Source organism: Arcobacter vandammei, from assembly GCF_016106035.1.
In the GTDB taxonomy this organism is placed as follows: Bacteria; Campylobacterota; Campylobacteria; order Campylobacterales; family Arcobacteraceae; genus Aliarcobacter; species Aliarcobacter vandammei.
On record NZ_JADKPZ010000016.1, the window covers coordinates 23,347 to 47,325 of the forward strand.

The window sequence follows — 23,979 nt, forward strand, 5'->3', positions numbered from 1 at the left end:
TCAACAAATTATAAAATTTATCTATATTTTCTATAATTTTAAGCATATTTAAAGTTTATTCTTCTTCTAATTAATACTTGAATTATCATTTTTAGATTATAATAAGAGAAAATATAGCATTTAGGAAAATATGTTAAGTAGTATATTGGCAAAAGATAAAAATTTTACTCAAGAAGATTTAATAGAAGAGCTTTTTAATTCAAATAGTAGTAGCGAAAGATTAGATTTAATCTACAACTCTTTAAAAATTGATTTAAACTCTTTGGAAATAGATGAAGAGCCTATTTTACATCTTTGTTGTAAGAAAGATATTTTTGAATCTGTGTCTTGGCTACTTAGTAAAAAAGTTGATATTTATAAGCAAAATGCTCAAAAAGAGACAGCTGCATTTTATGCCATTTATTCAAGAAATAGTGCTATTTTACAACTTCTTGTTGATTATGGTACAAATATAAATCATCTAAATATCTCAAATAGATCTATTTTACAAGAGGCCTTAAATAGTGCAAATGGTTCTGTTATTAGATACCTTTTACAAACCACAACAATGTTTAATAACATAGATGTACACGGAAACAATCTTCTTTTTGATGCTGTTTTAAATCCAAATGAAAATACTTTAAAACATCTAGCTTCATTAAAACAAATAGATATAAATCATATAAATAAAGCTGGAAATACAATTTTACACTTGCGAAATATTTTAGAGAACAACAACTTAGCACAGCTTTTAATAAGCCTTGGTGCGAACCCTACTATTCCAAATAAAAAAGGTGAAAGCCTTTTATTTTATTTGGTGCAAAAAGGGGAAAGTAGTATAAAATTAATAAAATATATATCTAGTATGAAGTTTGATTTTAACTTAAAAAATAGCTCAAATAGAACAATTTTAATGGAGGCAGTTGCAACTTTTTTACAAATTTCTGATAAAAACGAAGATAAAAAAGCTGGTCAATATAGGCTTATTTTGGAACTTATGAATTTAAATATTGATATAAATATAAAAGATTCAAAAGAAGAAACAGCATTTTTTTATGCTTTAAGAAGTGAAAACAAAGATTTAATCCTAGAATTTTTTAAAAATTTTAAAATAGATTTAAATGAAGATAATAGTGAAGGAATTAGTCCATTTTTACATCTTATTTTAGGCGGAATAAGAAATAAAGAGTTAATAAAACCATTTCTTGACAAAGGCGCAAACCCAAATCTAAAAAATATAAATAAAAAAAGTGTTGTTGAGATTTTAATAGATATTATTTTACATATAGAAAATAACCAAAAGCTAGATGATAATTATAGAAAACATATCCAATTAAATGGGCAATATAGAACTATTTTAGAGATAATTTTTAGATATTTTAGTATAGATGTAAATGCTTTAAACTATAAAAATGAGCCACTATTTTTTAGCTCTATTTTAAATTTTAATTTTAAATTATTTGCTATATTAAAAACAAGAACAATTAAATTAAATCAAAAAGATAAATCAGGAAATAATATTATTTTTAGATTACTTGATGAAAACAATAAGGATTTAATAAAAGATAAAAAACTATATTTAAACACTATTAGAACTTTAGTTAATGCTGGAATTGATATAGATGAAAAAAATAGTGATGGTTTTACACCTTTACATATTGCTATTACACAAAAGTGTGAAGATACAATAAAATTGATTTTAAATCTTCAAGCTGATTTCTTCGCAAGAGATAAAAATGGAAGAAATATAATGCACTTAATTGTTTTAAATAATGCTTCAAAATATTTTAACTTTATTCATAACATAAATAAAGGAATAGTTGAAGTTGCTGATATTTACGGAGTAAAACCAATAAATTATGCTGCTTTTATGGGGAAATATGAACTAGTTCTTGCTATGATAAATGAAAATATATCAATAGAAAACAGTGAAAGAATACATCCAAATATTTTAAAGTTTTTATCAAGATACCACTTAAATCTTCTATCATTAAGTCAAAAAGCAAAAAATGAGATGGATAAAAAAAAGATAGAAGACCTTATTTTGAATATGAAAAAAGAGTTTAAAATTGCACAATAATCTTAAAAATGAGTTTGAAGTTGCAAAGCAATTTAAGGAAGAATATAAAAATTATTTAATTTCACAAGATATAAAAATAACAAAAGAATTCTTTTTAAAACAGACAAAAGAGACTGATTATTTTTTACTTAAACTATATAATTTTATTTTAGAAAAACACTTTTTAGATTTTAAACCAACATTAAACCAAATACCAATTTGTTTTGTTGCCTTAGGCTCTTATGGAAGAGAGCAACTTTGTCTATATTCTGATATTGATATTATGATTTTATACAAAGATATAAAAGCTTACAATAGCGAAAAAATCATTGAAAATTTTGTATCTTTTGCTTGGGATTGTGGTTTAAATCTTGGTTTAAAAGTTGTAAAAATAGATGATATTTCAAATATATCACTGGAAGATATTACTATAAAAACCTCTCTTTTAGAATCAAGATTTATCTTTGGATCTTTTAACTTATACTCAAATTATGAAAAAATACTTGAAAAAATAAGGCTTGAAAATCAGAAAACCTTCTTAGAAGAAAAACTTCTTGAACATAAAAATAGACTTCTCAAATACCCTCTTTCAATGCAAGTAAATCTAAAAGATGGATACGGTGGAATAAGAGAAGCAAATATGCTTTGGTGGGTAGCAAATGTAGTATTTGGAGTAAAAAAAACAAAATATCTAGTAGGAAAATCTTATAATAAACAAGAGTATAGAAACTATAAAAACTCTTTAAATTTTGTATTTCTAACAAGAAATACTTTGCACTTTATAGCCCAAAAAAAATTAGATATTATAACTTATGATATTTTGCCAAAACTAAGTTTGGCTATGAATTTTCAAAATGAATTTTTATTTATGAAAAGCCTTTTTCAAGCTCTTCATACTATTCATAATTTTAGTTCAAATATGGTAAAAAAACTATCTTCTAGTATATTTTTTGATAAAGAAAGCATAAAAAAACTAAAAAATTATAGATTTAAGAAAAATATTTATATCTATGAAGATACCGTTTTTACACCAATAAATAGAAAAAGTATAGGACTAAAAGCCCTTTTAAAAGAGCTTTTAAATCTTCCTAAAGATATAAAAAATTTTGATAGAACTTATATATATTTTGCAAGTAAAACAAAAATAGAAGAGATAGATAAAAAACAGCTTTTTAATCTTTTATCTGATACTAATTTATATATTTTTTTAAAACTTTTATACAATACAAATCTTATAAATTTTGTAATTCCTAGCTTCAAACAAATTACAAATCTTGCTCAATTTGATGGTTTTCATATTCATCCTGTTGATATTCACACTTTAAATACTTTAAAATTTTCATACAATATAGAAGATGTTTTTGTAAAAAATTTATATAAAAAATTTACAAATGAACAAAAAATAATGCTTAGGCTTTTGTGTCTATTTCACGATATTGGAAAAGGTAGAAAAACTGATCATCATATTTTAGGTGAGATGATTTTTAAGAGATTTTTAAAATATTTAAATTTTGATGAAGAGTTTATAAAAACTGCTACAACCATAGTAAAGTATCACAATCAAATGTCAAAAACAGCATCAACAGAAGATATTTATTCTCAAAAAACTGTATTAAATTTTATTGGTCTTTTTAGAAATATAAAAGAGATTGAGCTTTTATATGTTTTAACATATTGCGATATAAGTGCTGTTGATAAAAAATATTTTACCTCATCAATATCAAAATTACTTTTTGAGCTTTACAATCAAAGTATTTTGGCATTTTCAAATAAAGATTTAATAAAAGAGAGTTCAAGAAGAGCTGTAAGATTAAATAAAATTAAAACTTTTGAAAAGTATCAAAAACTTCCAAATTCAATAAAAAGAAAAATACCTCAAATAGCTTCAAACCAAATATTTTTAAGGCTCAAAAGTGAAGATATTTTGGATATTGCAATCAAATCAAAAGATGTTGAAACATATATTTTTAAAATTATAAATGATGAGTATTTGAAGCTTAGAATTATTAGAAAAATACCTTTAAATCTTGGTTATTTGCTTGGAAAATTACAATATTTAGATATGAATAGTATGAATATTTTTAAACTTTATGATGAGAAAAAAGCCTTTGAAATCTCATTTTCAAAACCAGCTTTAGAAGAAGAACTCTATTTAATAGAGGAAATTATTAACTCATCTTTTGATATGAGCAAATCTATAAATTTGAAAAAACCAATGATTTTAAAAAATGATATAAAAATCGACCTAAATCATAGTGATACTTTAGCTTCAATGAAGATAAATACAAAAGACCAAAAAGGGCTTTTTGCCTATATTGCAAAGGTTTTTGATGATTATAATATTGATATTGAAAGTGCAAAACTTATTACAACAAAGGGTTTTACAAAAGATTTACTACTTATAGAAAAGAATAAAAATTTTCACCAAAATATTGCAACAATCTTAGAAATTCTTACAAGCTAAACTTCTTATTAAAACTACTTGTAATTTTTGGTAAATATAATTTAACCTTTTTTAGATATAATTTAATCTTATTCAAAAAAAGGACGCAAACTTTGGAAGAATCAATTAAGAAAAGAAAATGGGTGGACTATACTTTAAAAAGTCTAGCCTTTTGGGTTATTCTTGGAATAATCGCAGGAATTATCGTAGGTTATATAAATCCTACTCTAGGAGTTGAAGCAAAACCTGGAATTGACTGGTTTATTAAAATCTTAAAGTGGCTTGTTGGACCAATTATTTTTCTTACAATTATTTATGGAATTGTAAGTCTTGAAAACTTAAAAGAGCTTGGAAGCCTTGGATTTAAGGCATTTATCTATTTTGAGATTGTAAGTACTTTTGCTTTGGCTATTGGTGTTATTTTTGGAAACTGGTTTAGACCAGGAGATGGAATGAACTTGGATGTTTCAGCACTTGATGCAAAAAGTGTAGAAAAATATACAAGTGTAGATCCAGATAAGGTTGGAGATATTTGGGAGATTATGAAAAATGCAATTCCAACAGACCCAATAACTCCATTTTTAACAGGTCAAACTCTACAAGTTTTAGTTATGGCTTTAACAATAGCAGTTTTAGTATCTTTATTTGGTGGGAAACATAAACCAAAAATTTTAAAACCAGTTGAAGTTGCACAAAACTTTTTCTTTAAAATTCTAGTTTTTATTATGTGGTTCTCTCCACTTGCAAGTTTTAGTGCTATGGCATTTTTAATTGGTAAATTTGGTATAGGTTCACTTATTCAAATGGGTAGTTTACTTCTTGTTATGCTTGTTTCTGTTTTGGCATTTGTTTTTGTTATTTTAGGAATTATTACAGCTTTCTTTAAAATTAATATCTTTAAATTTATGAGATATATTCAAAAAGAGGTTCTTATTGTATTTGCTACAAGTTCAAGTGAATCAGCACTTGCACCACTTATGAGAAGACTTGAAGCTGCTGGGGTTAATAAATCTGTTACTGGTTTAGTTTTACCAACAGGTTATTCATTTAATCTTGATTGTACAAATATATATCTTGCTTTATCAATAATATTCTTATCACAAGCATTTAATCTTCCTTTAACTATTGAACAACAACTATTTATAATTGTTATTTTAATGCTTACATCAAAAGGAGCTGTTGGAGTTACTGGTAGTGGATTTATAGTTCTTGCTGGAACACTTGGTGCTATGGGTGGAGCTATTCCTATGGTTACTGTTGCTGTTTTACTTGGAGTTGATAAATTTATGAGTGAATTAAGAGCCGTTGGAAATCTTTGTGGAAATGCAGTTGCAGCTGTTGTTGTAGGTGTTTGGGATAAAAAAGTAGATATGGAAAAATTCAAATATGCTTTAGATAACCCAAATAAAATAGAGAGTTCTATTGGTTAAGTTAATATTGCTTTGAGATTTAATCTCAAAGCAATATCTATCTTTTTAATAAATCTTTTGCACAATTTCCCATAAAATCCTCAAGTTCCACATTTGCACCATTTACAAGCAGATAATCTCTACTTCTTCTTTTGTTATACAAAATAGAGTAAATCAAAGCTGAACTACCTATTTCATCAAGAGAATCTATATCTAAACCGCATTTTAGTAGTATCTCAATAGCTTTTGTATCGTCTAAACAAACAGAAAAGTTAAGTGCATTTAGGTGAAAATTTACTTGAGAGCTAACTCTTAAATCAAACAAATCTCTAATATATTCATATCTTTTATTTAAAATCGCAAAATATAAGATATTTCTTCCCTTACAATCTCTATAGTTAATATCTAAGATATTTAACCTAAATAGTTTTATAATAGTTTCCCACTGATTTGCAGCAAGTAATCCATCAAAAACATCTTTTGAATCCTTAAGACTTAGTTTGTTGCTTAAAAGAATATTGTTACACAAAGTTTTTCCTTTTTAGAAATGATAATGAGTATCATAATATATCAAAGATTAAAATTTATTTAAATTTTAACCTTTTTTAAAAGAAATATGAAAAAAAACTATTTTAAATTACCAGAATATTTTTTCAGTAAGAACATAATAGATATAAATAGGCTAACTAATGCAGGTCCAATAATCATTCCCCAAAAACCAAATGTTGAAAGCCCTGCAACTATTGCAAAGAAGATTATTAAAGAGTTTATTTTTGTTGGTGTTTTTACAACTTTTTTATTTATGTAGTTTATGATTAGTGGTTTTATAAAAGTATCTGCTATTAAAGAGATAACAATTATTGAGTATAAAGCTATTGCTATTGCATTTGTAATTGAACCTGTTGTTCCTTCATAAATTGCAAGTGGTAACCACATAATAACTCCACCAATAACTGGAATTAAAGATGCAAAACCATATAAAACTCCAAATAAAAGGGCATCATATCCAAAGAATTTAAGGAAAACCCCAAACAAGAAACCTTCAAAAATAGCAGTTACCAAAATAGAGTAAAAAACTACACTCATAACACTTGAAGATTCATTAAAAAGAATATTTGCATCATCATTTTTTATAGGAATTAACTCTTTTACAAATTTTGCTATTTTTGTTGAATATAGTGTAAAGAAGAAGAAAAATATTAAAATCATAATCATATCAAACATAAATTTTGCAGAATTCTTACCCAAAAATGTACTTATTGATACAATTTGCTGAACACTCTTTCCTATATCAATTTGAGAAATAATATTTTTAAAAAAATCATTTAAAAATGGAAACTCTATAATTATCCCATTTACTATCTCTTTTGATTCATTTAAATTGTTTATGAGTAATGTTTGATCTACTTGATTAAAAAATGTTGCAAAAGAGATTATGCAATACAAAATAGGAATAAAAAATAGTGCTGTCATTCCCAAAGTAATCGATACTGTAGCCAATACTCTATTTTTTAAATTTCTCTCTATTTTCAAAGTTAATGAACTAGTCGAAATTGTAAGCAGAATTGAAACAATTATTGCTTTTAAAAATGGATTAAATAGTTCTACCAAAAAAAATAGTAAAACTAAAGCAAGTGCTATTAAAAAATATGCTGGTTTCAAAATAAGCTTCCTTGCTCATCATCAAATTTTTGTTTTGGTGGAGTTAATCTAAACATCTCATAAGATTTTATACTAGCAACTCTTCCCCTTGCAGTTCTTTCTATATATCCATTTGCTAGTAAATAAGGCTCTATTGCATCTTCTATTGTGCCTTCATCTTCACTTAAAGCTGCAGCTATAGTTGAAAGTCCCATTGGTTTTCCTCTATTTGAAATAAGAAGCTCAAGAAGATTTATATCCATCTCATCAAAACCATTTTCATTTATTCCTAGCTCATTTAGTGCATATTGGCAAGTTTTTAAAACTATTGATTTATCCCCAGCAACTTGTGAGAAATCTCTCACTCTTCTTAAAAGTCTTAAAGCAACTCTAGGAGTTCCTCTGCTTCTTTGCGACATCTCTAAAGCTGCATCATTTTCACAAACAATTCCTAGTTTTATTGATGCTTTTTGAATGATTTTTGCTAGTTCTTCGTGTGTATAAAACTGCATTCTAAAGTGCATTCCAAATCTCTCTCTAAGCGGATTTGAAAGCATTCCAGCTCTTGTTGTTGCACCAATTAGTGTAAATCTTGGTAAATCAATTTTTACAGTTTGAGCTGCAGGTCCACTACCAATAATTATATCAAGCCTATAATCTTCCATCGCTGGATATAAAATCTCTTCAACAGCAGGGCTTAAACGGTGAATTTCATCTATAAATAAAATATCTCCCTCTTCAAGGTTTGTTAAAATTGCTGCTAAATCTCCGCTTTTTTCAATCATGGGTCCTGCTGTTACCTTGATATTCGTATTCATCTCATTTGAGATTAAATATGAAAGAGTTGTCTTTCCTAATCCTGGAGGTCCATAAAAAAGTATATGGTCAAGTGCTTCAGCTCTTTTTTTAGATGCATCAATAAAAACTCTTAAGTTTTTTTTGATTTTCTCTTGCCCTATATAATCATCCCAATTTGAAGGTCTTAAGCTTTGTTCACTGTTTTCTTCTTCAAAAGATACAGTTTCTACTTCAACTAATCTTTGCATTAATATTCTTCTTTAATGCTTGGAAAACTTTGATTTTGTACATCTTCTCTATATTGATTTACAGCATTTTTAACAAGTTCTGCACCGTTTAAATAGTGTCTTACAAATTTTGGTTTAAACTCTTCAAAAAAGCCTAGCATATCAGACCAAACTAAAACTTGCCCATCTGTGTCTTTTCCAGCACCTATTCCAATAGTTGGTATTTTTACACTTTGAGAGATTTTTTTTGCAACATCACTTAGGACACCTTCAATAACAATAGCAAAAGCTCCAGCTTTTTCAACTGCAAGTGCATCACGAATTAACTGTTCTTCATCTTCTTTTGTTTTTCCTCTTACTTTATAACCACCCTCACTTCTTACATATTGTGGCATAAGTCCAATATGTGCCATAACGGCTATTGAGTTGCTAGTTAAATGCTTAATTATTTCAGCTTTATCTTCACCACCCTCTATTTTAACGGCACTTGCATTTGTATCTTGATAAACTTTTGCACAGTTTTTTAGTGCAATATCTTTATTTATATAAGTTGCAAATGGCATATCTGTAATCACAAAAGCATCTTTTGCCCCTGCACAAACAGCTTTTGTGTGGTAAATCATCTGCTCTAAAGTGGCACTTAAAGTATCATTTTCTCCAGCAAAACTCATATTTAAACTATCACCAACCAAAATCATATCAGCACTATTTTTAAACAAATTCGCAAATAGTGCATCATAGGCTGTAATAACTGTTAATTTGTACTTATTTTTAGCCTCTTTTATCTTTGTTATATTCATTTTTTCAAAATTGTGTTTAATTATACTCATATTAAAAATCCTAAATTCAATTAGTTTTGATTATAGCCAAAAATATATTTTAATTCGGTTTTGGATAAAATCTATCCAATTTAAAAAATAGGATTATTATTTTGAAAAAATTAGTTGCATATATTACTACTTCTTTCCCAAACAACGAATTTACAATAGATTTAGCATACTCTTTAAAAGATAGTGGAGTTGATACTCTTGAACTAGGAGTTCCTTTCTCTGATCCTGTTGCTGATGGTCCAGTTATTGAAAAAGCAAACTTACTTGCATTAAAACAAGGTTTTAAATTAGAAGATTTATTCTATGTTTCGCAAAAAATCGCAAAAGATGTAGATACTTTATGGATGGGGTATATGAACCCATTTTATCACTATGGAATGGAAGAGTTTTTGAAAAAAGCAGAAGAGTTTGGTGTATCTGGAACAATCATTCCTGACCTTCCTTTTGAAATGGCACAAAAATATGAGCCACTTTTTAAAAAATACAACAAAACAAATATAACTTTTGTAGCACCAACAAGCCCAAAAGATAGAATAAAAATGCTAGTAGAAAACTCTCAAAAATTTATCTATATGGTTGCTTATGCTGGAATTACAGGAAGTGGTAAAAGTGAAGATTTAAGCTCAATTATTAGTAGTGTAAAAGAGTTTACAAATACTCCTTTATATATTGGTTTTGGGGTAGATGAAAAAACTTGTCAAGAAAAATCAAAAAATGTTGATGGTGTGATTGTTGGAAGTGCTTTTGTAAAACATCTACTAGATGATAGTTTAAACAATAATGAAAAAATTAAAAAAATATCTTCTCTTGCAAAAGAGATTAAAGATAAGATAAATAGCTAAATGCATATTTTTAATCAAGATTTAGAGTTTTTTGAAGAAAATCGTACTTGCTCATATTTTAGTGATGAAATATCAGATATGAGGTATCAATACCTTAATAATTGTGATATTGAAGATTATCAAAAAAAGCTAGAACGAGGTTGGAGAAGATTTGGGAAAATCCATTTTGTACCAGAGTGTAAATCTTGTACAAAATGTGTATCTATGAGAATTGATGTAAAAAATTTTGAATTCTCAAAATCTCAAAAAAGAGTTTTAAACAAAAATAAAGATACAAAACTATACATAAGACCACCAAGTGTTACAAAAGAGCATTTAAAACTTTATGATAAATATCATAGTTTTATGAATGAAAAAAAAGCTTGGCCATATAGCCCTATTGAAGTTAATGACTATATAAAATCTTATGTAGATGGAAATACAGAATTTGCAAAAGAGTTTTTATATGTAAGAGACAACAATCTAATAGGTGTTGCCTTAGTAGATGTTTTACCTGAATCTATCTCCGCTATATACTGTTTTTATGACCATGATTATGACTATTTATCTATTGGTAAATTTTCTATTTTAAGCCAAATAAAAATAGCTAAGGAGTTAGATATTCCATACATTTATTTAGGATATTGGATAGATAAACATCACTCTATGGGATATAAAGAGGAATATAAACCTTTTGAAATCTTAAAAAATCGTGCAAATTTTAATCAAGTAGCTATTTGGGAAAAATATAAACATTGATTAGAATCTACTTTAACTTATTGTTGTTTTTATAAAATAAATTAGAAAAGTTTAAATAGAATTAAAAAAATAATTAGGAATGAAAATGATAAAATATTTGATTTTACCTTTATTTGCAATCTCACTTTTTGCAATTGAAAGTGAAAAAAGTATTGAATATAACCCAAAAGTTGAATGCTTAGTTTTAGAAGATGAAAATTCGATTTTATGTAAATTTGAAGTAATAATTGACCCAGCAGAAGACCAAACAATCTCTATAAAATGGATAAATCCAAATGAAGAGATAAGCAGAACAAGAGATATAGTAGTTCCTGCAGGAGATAGTTCAGCTTATGATTTTAGATACCTTGATGGAAGGGAAAAAGGTATTTGGAATTTTAAAATAATTTATAATGATAGAGAGTACTCAAATAGCTTTGAGATTAAATAATTTCTAAGCTTTTTGATTACCAAATAAAATTATTGCAACTCCTATAAAAACTACTAAAGAGCCTACTATATCCCACCTATTAAACTCTTGTTTCTCCACAAAATATAGCCAAAAAAGTGAAGATATAATATAAACTCCACCATAAATTGCATAAGCTCTTCCTGCAAACTCCAAATTTACACGAGTTAGTAAATATGCAAAAGTTATCAAAGAAACAAAACCAAGAACAAAAAAATAGTAAGATTTATCTAGTTTAAAATATAACCAAAAACTATAACAACCAAGTATTTCAAAAAATGCTGCTAAAAAATATAAGCTAAACTCTTTTATCACAAATTATCCTTATAAACTTAGTAATACTACAAATAAAACTGGAATTGTAACAATAAATCCAAACTTACTATAAGTTGCAAAAGAGATTTTTACCCCTTTTTTCTCCAAAACATAAAGCCAAAGAAGTGTTGCTAAACTTCCAAAAGGAGTCATTTTTGGTCCAAGATTACACCCAATAATATTTGCATAAATCATTGAACTACTTCCAATATCTTTTAAAGCTATATCCATAATCATAATTGTTGGCATATTATTCATAAAAGCACTCAAAAATGCTGCTATAAAACCTGTTCCTAAAACAGCAACAGCTTCACCTTTTTGTGCTAAATAGTTTAAAATTTGTGATAATTCATCTGTAAGCCCAGCATTTTTCAAGCCATATACAACAATATAAAGCCCAATACTAAACCAAACAATTTGCCACGGAGTATCTTTTAAAATCTCTTTTGCTTTTACACTTTTTGCTAAATTTACAATAAAAAGAAAAATTAAAGCACCTCCAAGAGCAAAAAAAGAGATAGGAAGTTTGTAAATATCGCTTAAAAAATAGCTTAATAGTAAAAAAGCCAAAAATACCCACGAAAAGTAAAATAGTTTAATATTTTTTATAACACTTTTTGGCTCTTGCAAAAGATTTATATCTACAATTTTTGGAATATCTTTTTTCAAAATTAGATATAAAACCAATATTGAAACAAAAACACTAACCAAAAATGGTACAAACATATTTAAAAAATATTCCAAAAAGCCTATTTGAAAATAGTTTGCTGTTACAATATTTGTAAGATTTGAAAACACAAAAGGTAAAGATGCACTATCACTTATAAATCCACTTGCTAATAAAAATGCCACAATAGTTTTAAGATTTAGTTGCAAAACTCTCATTTTTGCTAGGATTATTGGAGTTAAAATAAGTGCTGCTCCATCATTTGCAAAGAGTGCTGAAACTAAACTTCCCAAAATTATTGAGTAGATAAACATTTTTGTTCCACTTCCTTTTGAAAACTTTGCCATTTTCAAAGCACACCACTCAAAAAAGCCAATTTTATCTAAAACCAAAGATAGAATAATAATCCCAATAAATGCCAAAGTTGCATCCCAAACTATTTTTGAAACCTCTATAACATCGGCAAAATCTACAACACCAAAAAGCAGGGCAAAAATAGCTCCAATAACTGCACTTGTACCTATTTTTATATTTTTTGGCTGAATTATTACAAATAAAAGTGTGATTAAAAAAATAGATAGTGGTAAAATCATATTTCACAAGCTCTTTTTAGCTCTGGAATTTCTAGTTTTAAATAGCTAATCTCTTTTAAAATCTCTTGTCTAAAAATATCAAGTGGAGCTTTAATACTATAATATGCCCACTTTCCTCTTCTTTCAACTTTTAAAAATCCACCATCTCTTAATATTTTTAAATGTCTTGAAACTCTTGATTGAATCATATCAAATGAGCTTTCAATATCGCAAACACAAACTTCTTTATGAGTATTTATAAAATTCAATATTTTAACTCTAGTTTCATCATTTATAGCACCTATTGTTTGTAAAAAATTATCCACTATTTTCCTTTTAATAAATTAATAATTTCATCAATACTTAATAATTTTCCACTACTTTTAACAATACCATCAACAACCAAAGCTGGAGTACTCATAACACCATAATTCATAATCTCAACTATATCTTCTACTTTTTTAACTTCGTGAAATCCACCAATTTGTGCAACTGCTTTTTTTACAACTTCTTCTAAAGCCTTACATTTTGTACAACCTGTTCCCAAAATCTCTATTTTCATCTTTTATCCTATTTTTGATTTCCAATTAATATAATACTTGCACCTAGAATACAAATACCTGCGCCAATTATATCCCAACGATTAAAACTCTCTTTTTCAATAAAAATCAACCACAATAAAGAAGCTACTATATAAATACCTCCATAAATTGCATAAACTCTTCCTGCATGTTCTACATCAATTTTTGTCAAAACATAAGCAAAAAGAATCAAAGAAATAACTCCCAAAGCTATCCACCAAGGAGTTTTTTCAGCTCTAAAATATAACCAAAATGCAAAACATCCTAATATTTCAAAAAAAGCTGCAATAAAAAATATTCCTAAATTTCCAATCATTTTATCCTACTAAATAATTTAATAAATATCCAACAATAAGTATTGAAAAACCAACGATACTAAAAAATATTGCTATTAATTTTATAGATAATATTCTTTTTAAAATCATAGCTTCAGGAAGACTTAGAGCAACTACTGCCATCATAAAAGATATTGCTGTTCCTATCAAAACACCTTTTTGAGTCAATACTTCAATAATTGGTAAAACTCCCAATTCATTTGAGTACATAGGAATTCCAGCAAGAACTGCAATTATTGGAGCATACCAAACATCTCCACCTGCATATTTTGCAATAAAATCAGCAGGAATATATCCATGAATAAATGCACCAACACCCACTCCAATTATTATATATAAATATATTTTTTTAAATATATCAATAGAGTAATACCATGACTCTTTAGCTCTATGTTTAAATAAAGTTTTATCATCAGTGTAACTTATATTATCTAAAGGTTTAACTTCAATTAAAACCTCTTTTTCCATTTTCATAGCACCAATAATAAGACCAGCTATAATTGATATAATTACTCCAAAAACTACATAAAGTATTGCTACTTTAAATCCAAATATTGAAGCTAACAAAGCAAATACAACAGGATCACTAAGTGGTGCTGAAACTAAATATGTAAAAGCTACACCTAAAGGAATTCTAGCTTGTAAAAATCCTAAGAAAAGTGGTATTGCACTACATGAACAAAAAGGAGTTATTATTCCAAATATTCCAGCTAAAATATGTCCTACAATTTTACTTTTCCCACTTAAATAAACTCTTATTTTTTCCAATGGAAAATAGCTTTGTATAAATGTAATAAAGTATATTATGCTTATTAGCAATATAAATATTTTTACTGTATCAAATATAAAAAAATGTACAGCATCCCCAAGTTGAGTACCTTTTACAAATCCTAATATATCAAATACAAATATAGAGCTTAAATTTACCAACCAATCAAACATATAAACTTCCTATAAATCCATATACACAATAAAATAAAATCAAAAGTAATACAGATATTTTAAATTTTCTAATCACAAAAAATCCAAGTATTGCAAAGAATAAATCATAAATATTTAAAATTCCACTTGGGATAACAATTGTAATTAAAACACTAAACAATATTGCAACTACACTTGCATTTATTCCCATAAGAATTTTTGAAATAGTAGGATTTGTTGAATAACTTTCAAAGCTTTTGTAAAAAGCTAAAATCAAAAGAAATCCTGGTAAAAAAATTGCAAATGTTGATATAATTGCACCTAAAAATGGTGATTCTTCAAAAGCGACAACTCCAATATATGAAGCAATAGTAAACATAGGTCCTGGAACTGCTTGAGCTAGTGAGTAAGCAACTAAAAAACTATTTTCATCTATATTTATATTGCTTTTAATCAAAGGAAGAACAACATGCCCTCCTCCAAAAACCAAACTTCCAACCTGATAAAAAGAGTTAAATAGACTTAATAATTTATCTTGATTTGCAAAAAATGGTAAAATTATCAATAAAATGAAAAAGATAAATAAAGGTAAAATATATGGTTTTTCATATTTCATTTTATTACTATCTTTCTCTTTTATAAAAAATAGAGCTACTAAACCAGAAACCACTAAAACTAAAATTTGACTAAAAAAACTTTGATTAAAAATCAAAAATAGAGTTGCAAAAACAAAAATTATTTTACTTAAAGCAGTTTTACAAAGTGTCTTAAACATACTAAAAGTTGCATCTGCAACAATTACCACAGCAAATAGTTTTAATCCACTCATCAAAGCATAAATAACACTACTATTTTCATATATATTTTGAAAAGTTGCAGCTAAATATAAAAGTAAAAAAGATGGAGTTGTAAATGCAATAAAAGCTAATATTGCACCAATCATTCCACTTTTTTTTAATCCTATTGTAAAGCCAACTTGAGAAGAGCTAGGTCCTGGTAAAAACTGACTAAGTGCTACGATTTTAGAAAACTCTTCATCATTTAGCCACTTTAATTCTTCAACAAATTTTTTCCTAAAATAACCAATATGAGATATTGGTCCTCCAAAACTAAAAAGACCTAAGATAAAAAAGTGCCAAAAAATTGATATATTTATCATTATTATTTTAAAGCCTCAACTACTTTTGGAAGTAAAATTTCCTCAATCTCTTTGTATGTAGCTTCAAATGCTTCAAAACCTTTTCCATCTGGATCTTCAAATCCAACATGAATAACTTTTACAGCTTTAGGAAACATTGGACAAGTTTCGTTTGCATGGTCACAAACTGTTACAACTAAATCATAATTGTTATTTATCACCTTATCAATAGTTTTGCTATGATAATTATGATTCCAAATCCCTTTTTCTTCTAAAAGTTTTTTAGCATTAGGATTTACTTTTCCACTAGCTTTTACTCCTGAACTATCTGCAATAACTCCATTTAGTTTGCTATTTATTAATGCTTCAGCAATAATACTTCGACAAGAGTTTCCTGTACACAATATCAAAACTTTTTTCATTTTACCTCTTTTTTGTAATTTTTGAAGTATAACAAAAAATATCTTTATATATCAAGATATATTGATATGTTTATATTAAATATTTATAGAAAAAAATTTCACTTTTATTTAATAGTTTACATCATCCTCTAGTATTTCATCTTTTAGAGTGTAAATAAAAGTCTCAATTTCAAGTTCATTATCATCTCTAGTTGCAACAACTGGCATTCGTATAAACTCTTCACCCTCAAAAATATCTAGCTTTTCCCAGTGGTTTATTAAATTATCAGAGTAAAATAAGAAGCCGTGAATTGTGTCATTTCCCATTTCAAGCCTAATTCCAGGATAGCCCATTCCTGCACTCCAACCAGCATCTATTAGCTTTCCTTTTACAGTTGCTGGGACAAATTTTCCTACAATATTCTCTAAAACATAAGCATTTGGGCAATTTGGCATAAGTGTGCCATATACAAAAAGTGTCTCTTTCAAGAGTTTTCCTAAGTTTAAGTAGTTTTATAAAAAGAGAAGAGAAAACATCTCCCCTCTTTTTTTATTTGTTATTTTTAAAATCTTCTTCTATTTTTGCTTGAAGTTTTTCTATTGTAAATCCAAACTCATCAAATAAAACTTCAGCTTTCCCACTAGCTCCAAAACTATCCATTCCAAATACAACATCTGCATATTTATAATATTCTAGCCCTCGTGCAGCTTCAACTGCATAAACTCTTGTTTTTGGATCAATAATTTTATTTATATACTCTTTACTTTGCTCTAAAAGTAAATCAAAACAAGGAACAGAAACTATATTTGCAATTATCCCATTTTTTTCCAAAGCACATGCTGTTTGAAGTGCAAGTATAACTTCACTTCCACTTGCCATTATTGTAATATTTGCATTTTCTCTTTGTTTTAGTAAGTATCCACCATTTGAAACATCTCCATAAGCTTTTTCATCTTTTAAAACTTTTAGTCCTTGTCTTGAACAAACAAATGCAGTTGGAGCTTTCATTTTAAGAGCAACTTTCCACGAATCAATATTTTCATTTGCATCTGCTGGTCTAAATGTATAGAAGTTTGGTAAAGCTCTAAATTGTGATAAATGCTCTATTGGTTGGTGTGTTGGTCCATCCTCTCCAACTCCAATGCTATCGTGAGTCCAAATAAAATGTTGTGGAATACTTGCAAGTGCTGCAATTCTAGCACTTGGTTTTAAATAATCAGAGAAAACAAAGAATGTCGCACTATAAACTCTAAATAATCCGTATAAATTCATAGCATTTGTTATAGCTGCCATTGAGTGTTCTTTTATTCCAAAGTGGATATTTCTTCCATTTGGAAAATCTCCCATACCTTTTAGCTCTGTTTTATTTGATGGAGCCAAATCAGCACTTCCACCTAAAAATCCTGGAATTGATGCAGCAATTGCATTTAATATTTTATGGTTTGAATCTCTTGTAGCAACACTACTTCCCTCTTCAAAAGTTGGGTAAATAACACTATCAAAATCTGGATTTTGTAACTCTTCTATTTTTTTCTTAATATCAGAGCTTAAACTATCATTCCAAGCATTTTGCGAAGTTGAACCAATAATTAATTTATCAAAAGCACCTTTTACTTCAGCACTTACAAAGAAATCAACTTCAGGGTCAAATCCAGCTTTTAATTTTGCTTGTTTTATCTCATCAACTCCTAGAGGAGCTCCATGTGAGTGATGACTTCCCTCTAAAGTAACTGCACCTTTTGCTATTACAGTTTTTGCGATAATCAACACAGGTTGAGTTGCATTTTTTGCTTGAATTAATGCTTTATCAATTTGATCAAAATTGTGTCCATCTATTTCTAATACTTCAAAATCAATAGCCTGAAATCTTTTTTTAACATTTTCACTCCAAGCAATACTTGTATCTCCCTCTATTGTAATATTATTTGAGTCATAGATGATAACTAAATTATCAAGTTTTAAATGTCCAGCAGTTGCACAGGCTTCATACGAAATTCCCTCTTGTAAATCTCCATCTCCACAAAGACAGTAAACTTTATGATTTATTACATCTTTCCCTAACAAATTTTGAGCATATTTTGCTGCACTTGCAAAACCTACTGCATTTGCTATTCCTTGACCTAATGGTCCTGTTGTTATCTCAATTCCGTGAGTATGACCATATTCAGGATGCCCTGGTGTTTTTGAACCTGATTGTCTAAAGTTTTTCATATCATTTATAGATACATCAAATCCCCAAAGATGAAGAAGTGAATAAACAAGTCCAGTAGCATGTCCACCACTAAAAACCAATCTATCTCTATTTAGCCACTTTTCATCAGCTGGGTTTACATTTAAGTGTTTACTTAAAACTGTTGCAATATCAGCCAATCCCATAGGAGCTCCAGGGTGTCCAGAATTTGCTCTTTGTACCATATCAGCAGCTAAAAATCTAATAGTATCTGCTTGTTTTTGTAATAGTTCTTTTGACATAATTATCCTAATTTTGAGAATTTATTTTGATTATTTTTGATTATCTTGGATTATATCGAAATAGTGTTTAATTTTTTGGAAGAATGATTTCAAAACAAGCACCAGCTTTTTTATTTCTAGCACTTATTTTTCCATACATATTTTGTTCTATTATCAACTTTGACATAAAAAGACCAATTCCAGAACCATTTTGTTTATTGTATGTAAAAAATGGCTCAAATATCTTGTCTATTGGTTTTACTTTTATACCACCTGCATTATCTTCTATTATTGTGTAGATTAAATCATTCTCTTCATAAATAGTAATTTTTATATATGGATTTTCTATTTTTCTTGCTATTAGCTCATCTTTTGCATTGTTTATAATATTTATTAAAACTTGAGAATACTCATTTTTATAGCCAATAAGCTCTGGGTTCTTTTGTAAAATAATATCTAGTTTTATATCATTTGCTTTTAGTGATGCACTTATAATATTTACAGTTGAATTTATCTGTTCAAGAAGATTAAATTGTATTTTCTCTTTATCTGTTGAGAAAAAGTCTCTAAAATCATCAATAGTATCAGACATAAATTTTGTAATACTATTTAATTTCTCAATAGCTTCCAAAATCTCACTATATTCTACTTTTTTATTTAAAATGATTTTAGCCTCAATTGGTAAAAATACGGAATTTATCTCCATTAGTGGTTGTCGCCACTGATGAGAAATATTTCCTATCATTTCACCAAGTGAAGCTAATTTTGCTTGTTGAAAAAGTATTTTATCTTTCTCTCTACTTTTATTTACTTCTTCTTCTATTCTTCTTTCTAGTTCTAAAAAATCTTCAATTTTTGTTTGTCGCATATTTTCCCTATTTTATATAAGTGAAGAAAAATCTTCACTTATATTTTATTAGATATTGTGTGTATCTATATCATCATCAATCAGAAGTTTAACATTGCTGTTATGTGAATAAACTTTGTAATCTTTACCATCAATTTTTTGATTTCCACTTTGTGTCCAATCATTTTTATCTAACTCAACAATATCGCCTTTATCACCTTTTATTATAAGTTGTTGTTTATTTAAATCAAGAATATCTTGTAAATCAACTTTTAACTTATCTGTTGTACTAGAGTTTTCAAGGTCTATCACATCTGTTGTTTTTGTAATAACTTTTGTTAAATCAATATCATCTCCCATTAGTTGTTGAACATTTTCAGCTTTTCCTGTAACAACTTTAACATCAGCCTCAATATCATATTTAACTTTATCTCCATTGTTATCACTTGCTTCAACTGTAAATACTTTTGTCTCTTCTGTAAACTTAGAAGATTTAGCATAGTATCTATAATCTCCTGTTTCAAAATCAATTGTTAGCTTGATATGATTATCTCCTGCAACTATTCCGTTTGATGGGAATGTATCTTTTGTATATACTTTTCCTTCAAATGTAATAGTATCAGCTGTGATTTTTCCATCTCCACCAATAACATTATCTAAGAAATTACCCTCAACTAAAAGCTCTTGAACTGTATCTTCTAAAGTTTGGCTCAATTGTGTAGCACTAGAAATAATTGTTACATCATTTGATACTGCATTTAAGTGTGTATTTAAAGCACTTGTTCCTATTCCAATTGCATAAGATTTATCAAAATTTAAATTCTTATATTGGCTAGATAATTCTGCATTTACACTATTTGCATTTGATTTTATTACCCATTCCCCTTTAGAATTTTTAGTCATTCCATAATTTGGTAAACCATCACTTACAAAATAAGAGATAGTTTTACCATCATTATATGGAACTGGTGTACTATTCATTGCACCTATAACTTTTAATAAAGCATCATCATAGTTTGTCATATTTATTGTAGAAATTTTATTTATTAACTCTACTGCTTTTGCTGCATCTACCCAAACTCCCTTAATTTCTGCTGTATTACTAAATGTTGTTAAGAATACTTTAACATCTCCTAATTGTGTATATTTATTTACCAAATTAACCATAGCAGCTTTTGCTAAAGTTATAGGATTCCCATTCATACTTCCAGAGTTATCAATAGTTAATACTAAATTGTATTTAAATGCATTCATCTTAGCTTGTTCAGACTCACTTACAGCATAAAGTGTTGCATCACTGTCTATTGCTGTTTTTGTGTTTTCAGGAAGAATACAATTTGTATCTCCTGTAGCTGTTGCAGTGATTTTTAAATCAACATAGTTTGTACCAGCTGGAACAGTCATTTTTACATTACTATAATCAATTGATTTATCATCTTCTGAAATTGTAACTTCCCAAACACCATTTCCTAAATTCTTCATATTTGGTAAATCAAAACTTGCACCATCTGGAACATTACTTATTGTTACACTTAAAGTTCCTTTATCTCCTGTTAATGCTGCTTCAAAATTAACATTATAAACTTCATCTGTAATTACTCCCCCATTGTCTACTACAACTTCACTGTACTCTATAGAGTGAATGATATAGTCATCATTTGTCCCATTTCCAGAGAATCTTATTTCATCAAATAAAGAGCCATTTGAAGGTTTTAAGTTAAATGGTCCATCTATAGTATCTGTTAAACCTTTTTGTGTTGTAGTTCCAACTAAAACTCCATCTTTATAGAATGAAATTTTTGCAGTTTCACTTGAAGCTAACCAAGAGAATTTAACATTTACATCTGTAACTTTATTATCAAATTTAACTCTCAATTCTTCTGACTTACCATTTAAATATCCAATTTCAGATTCATCTCCTGAAGAAGCACCTTTTACACCAAATCCTGAAACATTTGTTCCCGCAACTATAGATATTTCACCTTTAGTTCCATTTAGATTATATGCTTCAAGTGTATAACCTTTTGTTGTTACTGTAGCATTTTTATAATCTATAGTAGAAGTATTTATTACATCAATACTCGCTGTTGGAGCCATAACCTCTGTAGCAACTTTAACTTTTAATCCAACATCAAATGAAGTTAAATCTCCATTAGAATCACTTGCATTTACTTTAAATCCAACATCTTCTACACTAAATTTAGATGATTTTGCATAGTATTTATACTCTCCAGTTGTAAAATCAAATGTCAATTTAATCTTATTATTTCCTGTAATTACCCCATTTGCTGGGAATGTAGATTTAGTATAAACTATACCATCTACAACTATGCTATCGATTTTTATAGCTCCATCTCCACCAATAATATTATCAGAAACTGTTCCTGTATATATTAGTTCTTGAACAGTTCCTTCTAACGCATCGCTTAATTGATTTGCATTTGAAATAATTGTTACATCACTTGAAACATTATTTAAGTGAGTATTTAGTTCATTTGTTCCAATTCCAATTGCATAAGATTTATCAATATCTAAATTCTTCCATTGGTCTGATATTGCTTTAGTAACATACTCAGTAGCAGAACCATTTCCTTTTTGTACCCATACTCCATTAGAATTTTTTTCCATTCTAAATGTTGGATTACCATCACTTACAAAATAAGAGATAGTTTTTCCATCTAGTGGAGCTGGATTACTATTTAATGTAGCAATATTTTTTAATAATGCATCATCATAGTTTGTTCCACCACCAGCAGTTATTCCATTGATTAAGCTAATTGCTTCAGTTGGGCTTACCCAAACTCCTTTTATCTCACCATAATTATTAAATACATTTAATAGTACTTTTACATCACCTAATTGTGTATATTTATTTACTAAATTAACCATAGCAGCTTTTGCTAAAGTCATAGGTGTTCCATTCATACTTCCTGAGTTATCAAGTGTAATTACAAGATTATATTTAAACTCTTCCATACAAACTTGGTTACTCTCTCCAACCCCATAAACCGTTGCATCACTAGCTACTGAATCTTTAGATTTTCCATTATCACAACTTTCACCACCTTCTGTAGCTGTTGCTGTGATTTTTAAATCAACCCATCCAGAACCATTTTTAACATTTGTTAAAAGTAATTTATCTTTAACATCCATTGGATTATTTGAATCTACTTTTACTTCCCAAACTCCATTTCCTTTATCAACTAACTGATATTTATTTCCTGGACTTGTAAGAATTGCACCTGCTGGAACACCACTAATTTCAACTGTTAATGTTTCACTTCCATCTCTATCTACTAATGAAGCACTTATATCAACTTCATACTCTTCTATTGTAGAATTTTGAGTAGTTACATCTCCTATAGTTTTTCCATCTGCAAAAATAATACCATCTATATTATTTATATATAGAGTTCCTACTTTTATAGTGTGTTCTTTATCTGCCCATTGAGTAATTGTTCCATCCATACCAGTTTGACCTGAATGAGTATTTACATCCCAAGTATAATAAGATGAATCTTTTCCTAAATATAGTGTATCAATTCCAGCACTATCATTTATCACACCACCTTTTAAATCACCCAAAATTGCAATGAAATCATTTCCACCCATTGGTTCAATTTTTGCACCACCACTTATATCACCATTTATAACAATAATATTATTTGCACCTGAAGTTTTTAAGAAATTATTTGCATCTAAGTTTTCATTTACAACTATATTCGTTGCATTTGTTGATGTATTATTTCCAACATTTTTTACTTCAGTATATGTTCCTTTATTTACTAAAATATCTGTAATATTGTATGTATTTCCTCCAACCTCAACAACAAAACTACTTGAACTACTTGTAGATGTTTTTGTAACATCAATAGATGTTGTTGGAGCATCTGCTACAGCATTAATAATTATTTCAGTAGTATTTTCAACTGTAGCCCATTTACTTCCATCATGAACTAAGAACTCAAAGTTTCCATCAACATCAGTGTGTAGTGTAGGTTTAAATACCAGTTTTCCACTATCAATATCTGCTCTACTTATCTCTTGTCCTGCTGTTATAGCTACACCATTTAATAATAATTGTCCATTTGTTGGTAATTCAACTATTTTAACTTTAGTTATAGTTGTTAAAGGTGTACCAAAGTCATTAATACTTAATTTATACTCTGTATCTTCACATATTGTAAAACTATCATCTGTAGATAATTTGAAATCGTTATCAAGAATTGTACTTGTTGCTGTATCTTGTGTTCCAACTTTTATATTCTCAAACGATGTTACATCTTTATCTAAGTCTGTGATTTTTACTACTAAATCTTCACTTCCTTCTGCAAAC

General features: G+C 27.9%; 22 protein-coding genes. 6 read left to right on the forward strand and 16 right to left on the reverse strand.

Going from position 1 to position 23,979, the window contains the following annotated elements:
• Positions 1-130 precede the first annotated feature (130 nt).
• From IQC44_RS09330 to IQC44_RS09340, 3 genes are all read left to right on the forward strand, one after another.
• Positions 131-2,059, forward strand: a complete 1,929-nt coding sequence (locus IQC44_RS09330; protein WP_198306095.1) for an ankyrin repeat domain-containing protein — start codon at positions 131-133, stop codon at positions 2,057-2,059.
• Positions 2,049-4,502, forward strand: a complete 2,454-nt coding sequence (locus IQC44_RS09335; RefSeq protein WP_198306096.1) for a [protein-PII] uridylyltransferase family protein — start codon at positions 2,049-2,051, stop codon at positions 4,500-4,502. Before IQC44_RS09330 ends, IQC44_RS09335 begins: the two co-directional genes overlap by 11 nt.
• A gap of 92 nt (positions 4,503-4,594) precedes the next feature.
• Positions 4,595-5,911: a cation:dicarboxylate symporter family transporter gene (locus IQC44_RS09340; protein ID WP_198306097.1), complete on the forward strand. Its 1,317-nt coding sequence runs from the start codon at positions 4,595-4,597 to the stop codon at positions 5,909-5,911.
• A 37-nt stretch (positions 5,912-5,948) separates the two neighbouring features.
• Here the strand turns inward: IQC44_RS09340 and IQC44_RS09345 are convergent, their stop codons facing one another.
• The 4 genes from IQC44_RS09345 to panB form a co-directional block, all read right to left on the reverse strand.
• Complete coding sequence (locus IQC44_RS09345) at positions 5,949-6,419, reverse strand: ion transporter (protein WP_198306098.1); 471 nt, start codon at positions 6,417-6,419, stop codon at positions 5,949-5,951.
• A gap of 98 nt (positions 6,420-6,517) precedes the next feature.
• Entirely contained in the window at positions 6,518-7,552 is a 1,035-nt protein-coding gene (locus IQC44_RS09350) for an AI-2E family transporter (RefSeq protein ID WP_198306099.1), read from the reverse strand.
• Positions 7,549-8,577: a Holliday junction branch migration DNA helicase RuvB gene (gene ruvB, locus IQC44_RS09355; RefSeq protein WP_198306100.1), complete on the reverse strand. Its 1,029-nt coding sequence runs from the start codon at positions 8,575-8,577 to the stop codon at positions 7,549-7,551. The genes IQC44_RS09350 and ruvB overlap by 4 nt, the downstream gene beginning before the upstream one ends.
• Complete coding sequence (gene panB / locus IQC44_RS09360) at positions 8,577-9,386, reverse strand: 3-methyl-2-oxobutanoate hydroxymethyltransferase (RefSeq protein WP_198306101.1); 810 nt, start codon at positions 9,384-9,386, stop codon at positions 8,577-8,579. Before panB ends, ruvB begins: the two co-directional genes overlap by 1 nt.
• A 101-nt stretch (positions 9,387-9,487) precedes the next feature.
• Here panB and trpA point away from each other — a divergent pair, with 101 nt between their 5' ends.
• The 3 genes from trpA (at position 9,488) to IQC44_RS09375 (ending at position 11,396) form a co-directional block, all read left to right on the forward strand.
• Entirely contained in the window at positions 9,488-10,228 is a 741-nt protein-coding gene (gene trpA / locus IQC44_RS09365) for a tryptophan synthase subunit alpha (RefSeq protein WP_198306102.1), read from the forward strand.
• Positions 10,229-10,966 carry an arginyltransferase gene (locus IQC44_RS09370; RefSeq protein WP_198306103.1) on the forward strand — a complete coding sequence of 246 codons (738 nt, stop codon included), beginning with the start codon at positions 10,229-10,231 and terminating at the stop codon, positions 10,964-10,966.
• An 85-nt stretch (positions 10,967-11,051) separates the two neighbouring features.
• Positions 11,052-11,396 carry a hypothetical protein gene (locus IQC44_RS09375; RefSeq protein ID WP_198306104.1) on the forward strand — a complete coding sequence of 115 codons (345 nt, stop codon included), beginning with the start codon at positions 11,052-11,054 and terminating at the stop codon, positions 11,394-11,396.
• A gap of 3 nt (positions 11,397-11,399) precedes the next feature.
• Here IQC44_RS09375 and IQC44_RS09380 read toward each other — a convergent pair whose 3' ends face one another.
• The 12 genes from IQC44_RS09380 to IQC44_RS09435 all read right to left on the reverse strand — a co-directional run.
• A complete protein-coding gene (locus IQC44_RS09380; protein ID WP_198306105.1) occupies positions 11,400-11,729 on the reverse strand; it encodes a YnfA family protein in 330 nt (109 codons plus the stop codon).
• A 9-nt stretch (positions 11,730-11,738) separates the two neighbouring features.
• Positions 11,739-12,989, reverse strand: coding sequence for an arsenic transporter (locus tag IQC44_RS09385; protein ID WP_198306106.1), 1,251 nt, complete (start codon positions 12,987-12,989; stop codon positions 11,739-11,741).
• Complete coding sequence (locus IQC44_RS09390; protein ID WP_198306107.1) at positions 12,986-13,294, reverse strand: metalloregulator ArsR/SmtB family transcription factor; 309 nt, start codon at positions 13,292-13,294, stop codon at positions 12,986-12,988. The genes IQC44_RS09385 and IQC44_RS09390 overlap by 4 nt, the downstream gene beginning before the upstream one ends.
• On the reverse strand, positions 13,294-13,530 hold the full coding sequence (locus tag IQC44_RS09395; RefSeq protein WP_198306108.1) for a thioredoxin family protein: 237 nt from the start codon (positions 13,528-13,530) through the stop codon (positions 13,294-13,296). Before IQC44_RS09395 ends, IQC44_RS09390 begins: the two co-directional genes overlap by 1 nt.
• A gap of 8 nt (positions 13,531-13,538) precedes the next feature.
• A complete protein-coding gene (locus tag IQC44_RS09400; protein WP_105915742.1) occupies positions 13,539-13,865 on the reverse strand; it encodes a YnfA family protein in 327 nt (108 codons plus the stop codon).
• 1 nt (position 13,866) lies between these two features.
• Positions 13,867-14,826 carry a permease gene (locus tag IQC44_RS09405; RefSeq protein ID WP_198306109.1) on the reverse strand — a complete coding sequence of 320 codons (960 nt, stop codon included), beginning with the start codon at positions 14,824-14,826 and terminating at the stop codon, positions 13,867-13,869.
• Positions 14,819-15,964: a chromate efflux transporter gene (gene chrA, locus IQC44_RS09410; protein WP_198306110.1), complete on the reverse strand. Its 1,146-nt coding sequence runs from the start codon at positions 15,962-15,964 to the stop codon at positions 14,819-14,821. The genes IQC44_RS09405 and chrA overlap by 8 nt, the downstream gene beginning before the upstream one ends.
• Positions 15,965-15,966: 2 nt before the next feature.
• Entirely contained in the window at positions 15,967-16,365 is a 399-nt protein-coding gene (locus tag IQC44_RS09415; protein ID WP_198306111.1) for an arsenate reductase ArsC, read from the reverse strand.
• Positions 16,366-16,473: 108 nt separating this feature from the next.
• Positions 16,474-16,833: a gamma-glutamylcyclotransferase family protein gene (locus IQC44_RS09420; RefSeq protein WP_198306112.1), complete on the reverse strand. Its 360-nt coding sequence runs from the start codon at positions 16,831-16,833 to the stop codon at positions 16,474-16,476.
• Between the two features lie 61 nt (positions 16,834-16,894).
• A complete protein-coding gene (gene tkt, locus IQC44_RS09425; protein WP_198306113.1) occupies positions 16,895-18,817 on the reverse strand; it encodes a transketolase in 1,923 nt (640 codons plus the stop codon).
• A 67-nt stretch (positions 18,818-18,884) separates the two neighbouring features.
• Complete coding sequence (locus IQC44_RS09430) at positions 18,885-19,664, reverse strand: sensor histidine kinase (RefSeq protein ID WP_198306114.1); 780 nt, start codon at positions 19,662-19,664, stop codon at positions 18,885-18,887.
• 48 nt (positions 19,665-19,712) lie between these two features.
• The coding region (locus tag IQC44_RS09435) for a VWA domain-containing protein (protein ID WP_198306115.1) at positions 19,713-23,979 on the reverse strand (4,267 nt) is incomplete at its 5' end.

Coding starts and splice junctions, on each gene's coding strand:
- tkt (WP_198306113.1), bottom strand. CDS start 18,817: ATGTCAAAAGAACTATTACAAAAACAAGCAGATACTATTAGATTTTTA.
- IQC44_RS09405 (WP_198306109.1), bottom strand. CDS start 14,826: ATGTTTGATTGGTTGGTAAATTTAAGCTCTATATTTGTATTTGATATA.
- IQC44_RS09375 (WP_198306104.1), top strand. CDS start 11,052: ATGATAAAATATTTGATTTTACCTTTATTTGCAATCTCACTTTTTGCA.
- IQC44_RS09370 (WP_198306103.1), top strand. CDS start 10,229: ATGCATATTTTTAATCAAGATTTAGAGTTTTTTGAAGAAAATCGTACT.
- IQC44_RS09330 (WP_198306095.1), top strand. CDS start 131: ATGTTAAGTAGTATATTGGCAAAAGATAAAAATTTTACTCAAGAAGAT.
- IQC44_RS09400 (WP_105915742.1), bottom strand. CDS start 13,865: ATGATTGGAAATTTAGGAATATTTTTTATTGCAGCTTTTTTTGAAATA.
- IQC44_RS09430 (WP_198306114.1), bottom strand. CDS start 19,664: ATGCGACAAACAAAAATTGAAGATTTTTTAGAACTAGAAAGAAGAATA.
- IQC44_RS09395 (WP_198306108.1), bottom strand. CDS start 13,530: ATGAAAATAGAGATTTTGGGAACAGGTTGTACAAAATGTAAGGCTTTA.
- panB (WP_198306101.1), bottom strand. CDS start 9,386: ATGAGTATAATTAAACACAATTTTGAAAAAATGAATATAACAAAGATA.
- chrA (WP_198306110.1), bottom strand. CDS start 15,964: ATGATAAATATATCAATTTTTTGGCACTTTTTTATCTTAGGTCTTTTT.
- ruvB (WP_198306100.1), bottom strand. CDS start 8,577: ATGCAAAGATTAGTTGAAGTAGAAACTGTATCTTTTGAAGAAGAAAAC.
- IQC44_RS09385 (WP_198306106.1), bottom strand. CDS start 12,989: ATGATTTTACCACTATCTATTTTTTTAATCACACTTTTATTTGTAATA.
- IQC44_RS09415 (WP_198306111.1), bottom strand. CDS start 16,365: ATGAAAAAAGTTTTGATATTGTGTACAGGAAACTCTTGTCGAAGTATT.